The sequence below is a fragment of the Streptomyces alboflavus genome, assembly GCF_000716675.1.
GTDB classification, from domain to species: domain Bacteria; phylum Actinomycetota; class Actinomycetes; order Streptomycetales; family Streptomycetaceae; genus Streptomyces; species Streptomyces alboflavus.
In genome coordinates, this window is the sequence record NZ_JNXT01000040.1 from 134,187 (window position 1) to 140,237 (window position 6,051).

6 protein-coding genes and 1 pseudogene are annotated in these 6,051 nt (G+C 69.7%); 3 read left to right on the forward strand and 4 right to left on the reverse strand.

Features of this window, described 5'->3' with window-relative positions; translation table 11 throughout:
• Positions 1-72 precede the first annotated feature (72 nt).
• A complete protein-coding gene (locus tag OO63_RS27525; RefSeq protein WP_199819440.1) occupies positions 73-636 on the reverse strand; it encodes a hypothetical protein in 564 nt (187 codons plus the stop codon).
• Positions 637-646: 10 nt separating this feature from the next.
• Between OO63_RS27525 and OO63_RS27530 the strand changes: the two genes are divergently transcribed.
• Positions 647-919 carry a hypothetical protein gene (locus tag OO63_RS27530; protein WP_169786639.1) on the forward strand — a complete coding sequence of 91 codons (273 nt, stop codon included), beginning with the start codon at positions 647-649 and terminating at the stop codon, positions 917-919.
• A 263-nt stretch (positions 920-1,182) separates the two neighbouring features.
• On the opposite strand, the gene OO63_RS27535 is transcribed toward OO63_RS27530, so the two are convergent.
• The 3 genes from OO63_RS27535 to OO63_RS27545 form a co-directional block, all read right to left on the reverse strand.
• Entirely contained in the window at positions 1,183-2,127 is a 945-nt protein-coding gene (locus OO63_RS27535) for an AraC family transcriptional regulator (protein WP_030356735.1), read from the reverse strand.
• A 172-nt stretch (positions 2,128-2,299) separates the two neighbouring features.
• Positions 2,300-3,226 (reverse strand): NADP-dependent oxidoreductase, encoded by a 927-nt coding sequence (locus OO63_RS27540; protein ID WP_030356736.1) that lies wholly within the window; start codon positions 3,224-3,226, stop codon positions 2,300-2,302.
• Positions 3,227-3,504: 278 nt separating this feature from the next.
• On the reverse strand, positions 3,505-4,563 hold the full coding sequence (locus OO63_RS27545; RefSeq protein ID WP_030356737.1) for a vWA domain-containing protein: 1,059 nt from the start codon (positions 4,561-4,563) through the stop codon (positions 3,505-3,507).
• A gap of 258 nt (positions 4,564-4,821) precedes the next feature.
• Here OO63_RS27545 and OO63_RS27550 point away from each other — a divergent pair, with 258 nt between their 5' ends.
• Positions 4,822-5,775: a RimK family alpha-L-glutamate ligase gene (locus tag OO63_RS27550; protein WP_030356738.1), complete on the forward strand. Its 954-nt coding sequence runs from the start codon at positions 4,822-4,824 to the stop codon at positions 5,773-5,775.
• Between the two features lie 156 nt (positions 5,776-5,931).
• Positions 5,932-6,051: pseudogene (locus tag OO63_RS47000) on the forward strand (transcriptional regulator); the annotation flags it as partial.

A 6,051-nucleotide genomic window follows, 5' to 3' on the forward strand; every position in this document is an offset into this window, starting at 1 on the left:
GCACAGGGCCCCGACGACAGGGGCCCGCCTCCACCTGACCCCCGGCGGCAACTCGGGTTGCCGCCGGGGGCGTCAGCGCGCAAGGCCGAGCGGCACGTGCACCGGACGCGCCGCGATCCGCGCCCGGTCCTCGTCCGAGGCGAACCGCTCGTCGATGCGCCGCACCGCCTCCGCCCAGTCCGCCCGGCTGTGGATGCTGTCGAGGGTCTCCACGACGAACGGATCGTCCCAGCGCTCGTACGACCGCCGCCACAGCACCTGCGGGTCCTCGGTGAGCAGACTGCCCACGGTGCCTTCGTAGATGGGCATCGCGCGCACCTCGCCGTCCGGCTCTATCTCCATGGGGCGGAAGCTCGGGGTGCGCGCCAGGAACGCCGGGTTCATCTGGACCTCGAAGTTCTCCGTGGTCTCCACCGTGACGGACGTCGGCGCGGCCGCGCGCAGCCGCTTCAGGGTGTCCGGCGCGATCAGCTCGGCGACCTGGTCGTCACTGAGCAGCTCGTGCTCGACGAACGACGGCCGGCTCGCCAGACCCGTGGGCACCACCGCACCGAAGTACAGCGTCTCCAGGTGCGGGAAGCGGGGCGCCACCCGCGCGCACATCTCCTCCAACTCGTCGAAGTTGCTCCGGACCACGACGCAGTCGATGCCGAACCGCGGCGCCCGCAGCCCCTCCGCCCGGCGCCGGGCGACCTCCGCGTCGATCCGCGCGAGCCCGGCCGTCGCCCGCGTGAACGACCCGAAGGCGCGCCGGAACCGGGGCCGCAAGGCCCTCGCCGGGATCCGTCTGCTCGTCGGCACGGCGATCCACGTCGACCCCCGCCGCGCCCTGCTCGCCCTGATCCTCTCCCCGCTCCTCAACGTCGTCGCGGCACTCCAGGCCGTCGGCCTGCTCCCTTTCCTGAGCGAACTCGGGTGACCTGCCTGACAGAACGGGCCTCGGCGGCCCGGACGAGCCGCACGTGGGGCCGAGGGGCGGGTCGTATGTCCGGTGCTCTCCCGTGCACCGGCCGCGTCACGCCGCGCACGGGCCGCCCTCCAGGACTACCGCACCGGCCCCGGGGGACCGGAGCGCTCCGCACGGCAACACAGCAAGCCCACGGCATCGCAACGAACGACCCATGAATGCACGCTCAACGCCGCCCACGGACACTCCCGCCGGCTGTCCTGCGCGGCTGCTGCTCAGTGCCGTGAGGCGGTGTGGGTCTGGCGACGGTAGTGCCCGGGAGCCTGCCCGTGTTCGCGCTTGAAGGCTTTGGCGAAGGCGTACTCGGAGCTGTATCCGGTGCGGGCCGCGATGGTCGTCAGCGGCGCTTGGGTCTCCCGCAGGAGCGTCGCGGCGGTCGTCATCCGCCACCGCGTCAGGTACGCCATGGGGGGTTCGCCGACGAGGTGCGTGAACCGCCGGGCGAAGGCGGCGCGGGACAGCCCGACCCGCTGGGCGAGGGACTGGACGGTCCAGGGGGCCGCCGGGGTCTGGTGTATGGCGGAGAGGGCCGGAGCGACGGCCCGGTCTCCCAGTGCCGCGGCCCAGCCCCGGGCACTCGCGGGGCCCTGCTCCTCCAGCCAGGCCCGCAGGATGTAGAGGAGCAGGGAGTCGATCAGCGCGGGCACGATCCCCGCGGATCCGATACGAGGCGAGTCCAGCTCGACCTTGAGCAGCTGCACGGCCGCGCTCAGCTCCGCGTGACGGCCGTTCCCGGTGGGCAGGTGGATGATCTCGGGAAGCTGGCCCACCAGTGGATGCGGACGGCCTTGGTCCAGGTGGTAGTTGCCGCACAGCAGGCTCGTCTGCGGCCCGTCACCGCCGATGGTGAGGGTGCCGAGCACAGGCCCCGCGCTGAACTGCTCGGGCTGTTCCTCCACCGCCGGAGTGGCGGGGTCGTCGGCGAGGATGTGCCCGCGGCCGTCGCGCAGGAAGACCACGTCCCCCTCGGTGAGGGCGACCGGCGCCAGATGCGGCGCGTTCTCCAGCGGGACGAGCCAGCACGCCCCGGACAGGACCACATGGAATCCGGCCCCGGCGACCGGGGGAAGACGCAGTCCCCAGGGCGCACGCCCGAGGGTTCGCACGGACGCGGGCCGCCCGGTACGCATCGAGGACAGAGCCTCCGTCAGGACATCCACCACTTCCCCCAGCCCCCGACTCCCGCTCCGCGGCGACCCCGCCCGCCCCGGATTGTGCTGTCCGGCCCGATCCCCGGCGCTCGGGCCGACGTCGCGTCGACCCTGCCGCACCAGCTCAGACGAACCGGACCCCCCACCTTACGTTCCCTCCACCGCCCGTCCGGCCCCGCCGTCAGTCGACGCTCAGCACGACCTTGCCCTGGACCCGGCCCGATCCGACGAGTTCGTGTGCCTTGGCGGCTTCGGCGAGCGGGAAGGTCTCGGCGACGTGCGGGCGGACGGCACCGGTGTCGACGAGCCGCGCGATCGCTTCCAGCGAGGCGTAGTCGGGCTCGACGGAGACCCCGCCGAAGCGGCGCCCCGCTGCCTCGACCCGTGCGGCCAGCTCCCGGTCGCCGTGTTCCATGATGCTCACGAGCGTGCCGCCGGGCCGCAGGACGGACAGCGAACGCTCCCCTTCGGAGCTGGAGTCGAAGACCACATCCACCTCACCGGCCGCTTCGGTGAAGTCGGTGGTCCGGTAGTCGATGACCTCGTCGGCCCCGAGGCCGCGCACGAAGTCGTGCTTGGGCGCGCTCGCCATCGCGATGACGTGGGCGCCACGGGCCTTGGCGATCTGCACCGCGAAGTGCCCGACACCCCCGGCGGCACGGTGGACCAGCACCCGCTGCCCCTCGCCGACCCCGGCGGCGTCGACCAGCCCCTGCCAGGCGGTCAGCGCGGCGAGCGGGATGGCGGCCGCCTCCACGTGGTCCACAGTCGTGGGCTTGCGGGCCACCTGACGCGAGGGCACCGCCACATACTCGGCGTACCCGTTCGCGGCACGCGGGAAGAACGGCATCCCGAACACCTCGTCACCCACAGCGAACCGGGCCCCCGCCCCGGCCTCCTCCACGACCCCGGAGATGTCCCAGCCGACCCCGAACGGCGGCTCGCCCAGCAACGGGTAGACCCCCGAACGCACCGCCACATCAACAGGGTTCACCCCGGCCGCCCGCACCCGCACCAGCACCTCCCCACTCATCGGCTCGGGACGGTCCACCTCGACCACCCGCAGCACCTCGGGCCCACCGAACGTCTCCTGCCTGACAGCACGCATGATCCATCTCCGTCATATGTCCCGGCGCGCATGAGCATGACCTGCGCTCACCGCCCCGACTGGCTGATGCACATGACTCTAGGAAGATCGAACGAGCCGCTGAATAGCTCTGAGTCTCCGAAAGATGTCCCACCGTCTACGGCAGGGGAGGGGCCTGGCGGGCAGGCCGCCCTCACGCCAGCGACCTGCCGCCCCGCTCACCCATGCTCAGATTCTCAGCGCACGACGAGATGTCCTCAGCGCACGACGAGATGTCCTCAGCGCACGACGAGAAGTTCTCAGAGCATGATGAGAAGCCGCGTGTTCGGCTTGAGTTTCCTGTTCACGGAACGACTCTGCACGTACACCTCCAACTTGGGATTGTTCCCCGCCTTCACGGAAACGGTGCCCTGAATTCCCGTACCGAACAGCAGACTGCGTGCCGCGTCCCCCGTATAGGCGCGGTCGGTGTCCTTCTCGACCACAATGACTTCCTTGTTCTGCTGAACCTGAGCCCGAGCCCCCAACTGGTAGTAGCAGGCGCCGCGTTCATAGGCCACCCCGGGATGCGAGTCGACGAAGGAGCGGATCTCGATTTCCTTGTCGACCTTCAGGAGCCGGTACTTGTCGGCCGGTATCGGCTCAAGGTTTGCCCGCACCTCGTCGACCGATATGTCCTGCCCGACGGCGAACAGGTTCTTCGTGCCCCGCACGCCCTGCTCGCGTCCCCGGAGGAAGCTGGTGGCGGCGGCGCGCACGGTGCCGATCGCCTCCTCGACGCCCTTCTGGGAGTCGGCGTCCCAGATGGCGATGTTCCCGGCCGGGAACCCGTAGTTCTGCGCGGTGCGCTTGGCCAGGGAGTTCGGCACGAGGATCGCGGAAGTCCAGTGCCCGGGAAGCCCGCCCATCGTCGCCGTGATCCTGTCGAGCCAGGGCCCGAGGATGGCTGGGTCCCCGTCGTGCCGCCGGTCACCACCGGAGGCGTTCTCCTCGCCGTCCGTCACCACGATCTGGAGGAAACTGTGCTCGCCGTACTCCTCCCAGATGTGTCCCAGGTCGTCCAGAGACTTCAAAGAAGCCTCGATCAGGGCCGTGGCGCCATTGTTGACCTGATACAGCCCCCGCATGGACGGAAGATGCTTCACGTCCATGTCCCACACCAGATTCTCCACCCTGTGATCGAAGGAGTAGAGACTGATCCTGGTCTCGTGCCCGAGGCTGTCCGACTCGGCCTTCAACCCGGCCACGAATTCGTCCACCACGCGAATGAGCTGACTCTGATGCGGACGCATGGAACCCGAACAGTCCACGACCAGCGCGACGTGATTCACCTTGTGCTGGATCCTGTGTGCGGACATGTTTGTCCTCCCCCTCCGAGGCTCCCCGAGTGATGTATTCACTGTATGGGGAGGCACTGACAATGCCCTTTGACGTGCCATCACCTGCGGTGATCCGGCCCCGGAGCGGGGCGGTGGCCCGCACCACCGGGGGACCGACTGCCGCCGACGCGGAAGGGCGTCGACCTCTACCCTGCGTGACGGCACGATCATGGAACTGGGAGACTGGCTCCCTCGACGGCCCGCAGGCAGTGGGCGGCGAAGTTGTGAGGAGCCGGAGTGGTCACACCGCCCGCCGCCCTGTCGGCGATCTCGGAACCTGCCGACGTCTGGATGCTGGTGCGGCAGCGGCCATCGGTGCTGCGCCGCTCCACGCGCGATCTGGCGGCGGCCCTCGCCGCTGCCCACGGCCCCCGCTTCGCGGTCTGGCACACCGACGAACTGCTCTTCGGCGTCCAAGGCGGCCAGTTGGTCCTGCGCACCCTGGGAGGCGCGGACCTGCCCGCCCCCGAGGTGGTGTGCGTTCGCCAGGTGTCCGGCCCCATGCACGACGACCGCGAGGTGACCCTGCTGCGGCACCTCGAGCACATGGGCAGCACCCTCATCAACACCGTCGACGCCCAGCTCACGTCCCGCAACAAGGTCCGGCAACTCCAAGCACTCGCCTCGGCCGGCCTGCCGGTGCCCGACACCCTCTCCTACGCCACCGCCCCTCTGGAAGGCGTCGTGCGCAGCCTTCACCTGGACATGCCGTGCGTGGTGAAGTCCGTCAGCGGCGCCAAGGGCGACCAGGTCTTCCTCGCCCAGGACCCGCACCTGCTCAGGTCGGTGGCCGGCAGCCTCACCCGGGAGGCGCCGTTCCTCTTCCAGGAGTACGTGGCCCCTTCGCACGGCCGCACCCTGCGCGTGATCGTGGTCGACGGCGAGCCGGTGGACGCCGTCCTGCACACCTCCGGCAACGGCACCCTCGCCGCCAACATCGCCAAAGGGGGCGCCGCCACGCGCTGCGCGGGCCGCCATCCGCAGGCCGAGGAACTGGCGGTGCGCGCGGCCCGCGCCCTGGGCCTGGACATCGCCGGGGTGGACCTGTTGTTCGCCTCCGACGACACCTTCACCATCTGCGAGGTGAACGCCGTCCCGGGCTGGCGCCCGGAAATGACCGCGATCATCCCCGCGGTGACGGCCCGCATCGCCAAGGCCCTCTCAACCCGTCGCGGTTCCGAGGCCAATTAAAGCAAGTTGAGGAAGACTTTTGCTAACAGGCTGCAATTTCATGCCGGGCCAGTCCGTCGCATTGAGACATCCGGATGGGTGTAATTAGGTGCGCAGTGACGGGAGTTGGGGTATCGTAGTTACTGGTGAATAGATTCTCGTGCGGGAGGATTCGAGATGTCGGAGAGGGTTCGGGATTTCGGGAAGTACGGTGCTCGTGGCGTCAAAGGCCATGAGGCCGTCGCGCGTCAGCTCGATGCTCTCGCCGGCTATTTCACCACGCCCGTGACCTCTCGC

Coding starts and splice junctions, on each gene's coding strand:
- OO63_RS27530 (WP_169786639.1), top strand. CDS start 647: ATGCCGAACCGCGGCGCCCGCAGCCCCTCCGCCCGGCGCCGGGCGACC.
- OO63_RS27540 (WP_030356736.1), bottom strand. CDS start 3,226: ATGCGTGCTGTCAGGCAGGAGACGTTCGGTGGGCCCGAGGTGCTGCGG.
- OO63_RS27545 (WP_030356737.1), bottom strand. CDS start 4,563: ATGTCCGCACACAGGATCCAGCACAAGGTGAATCACGTCGCGCTGGTC.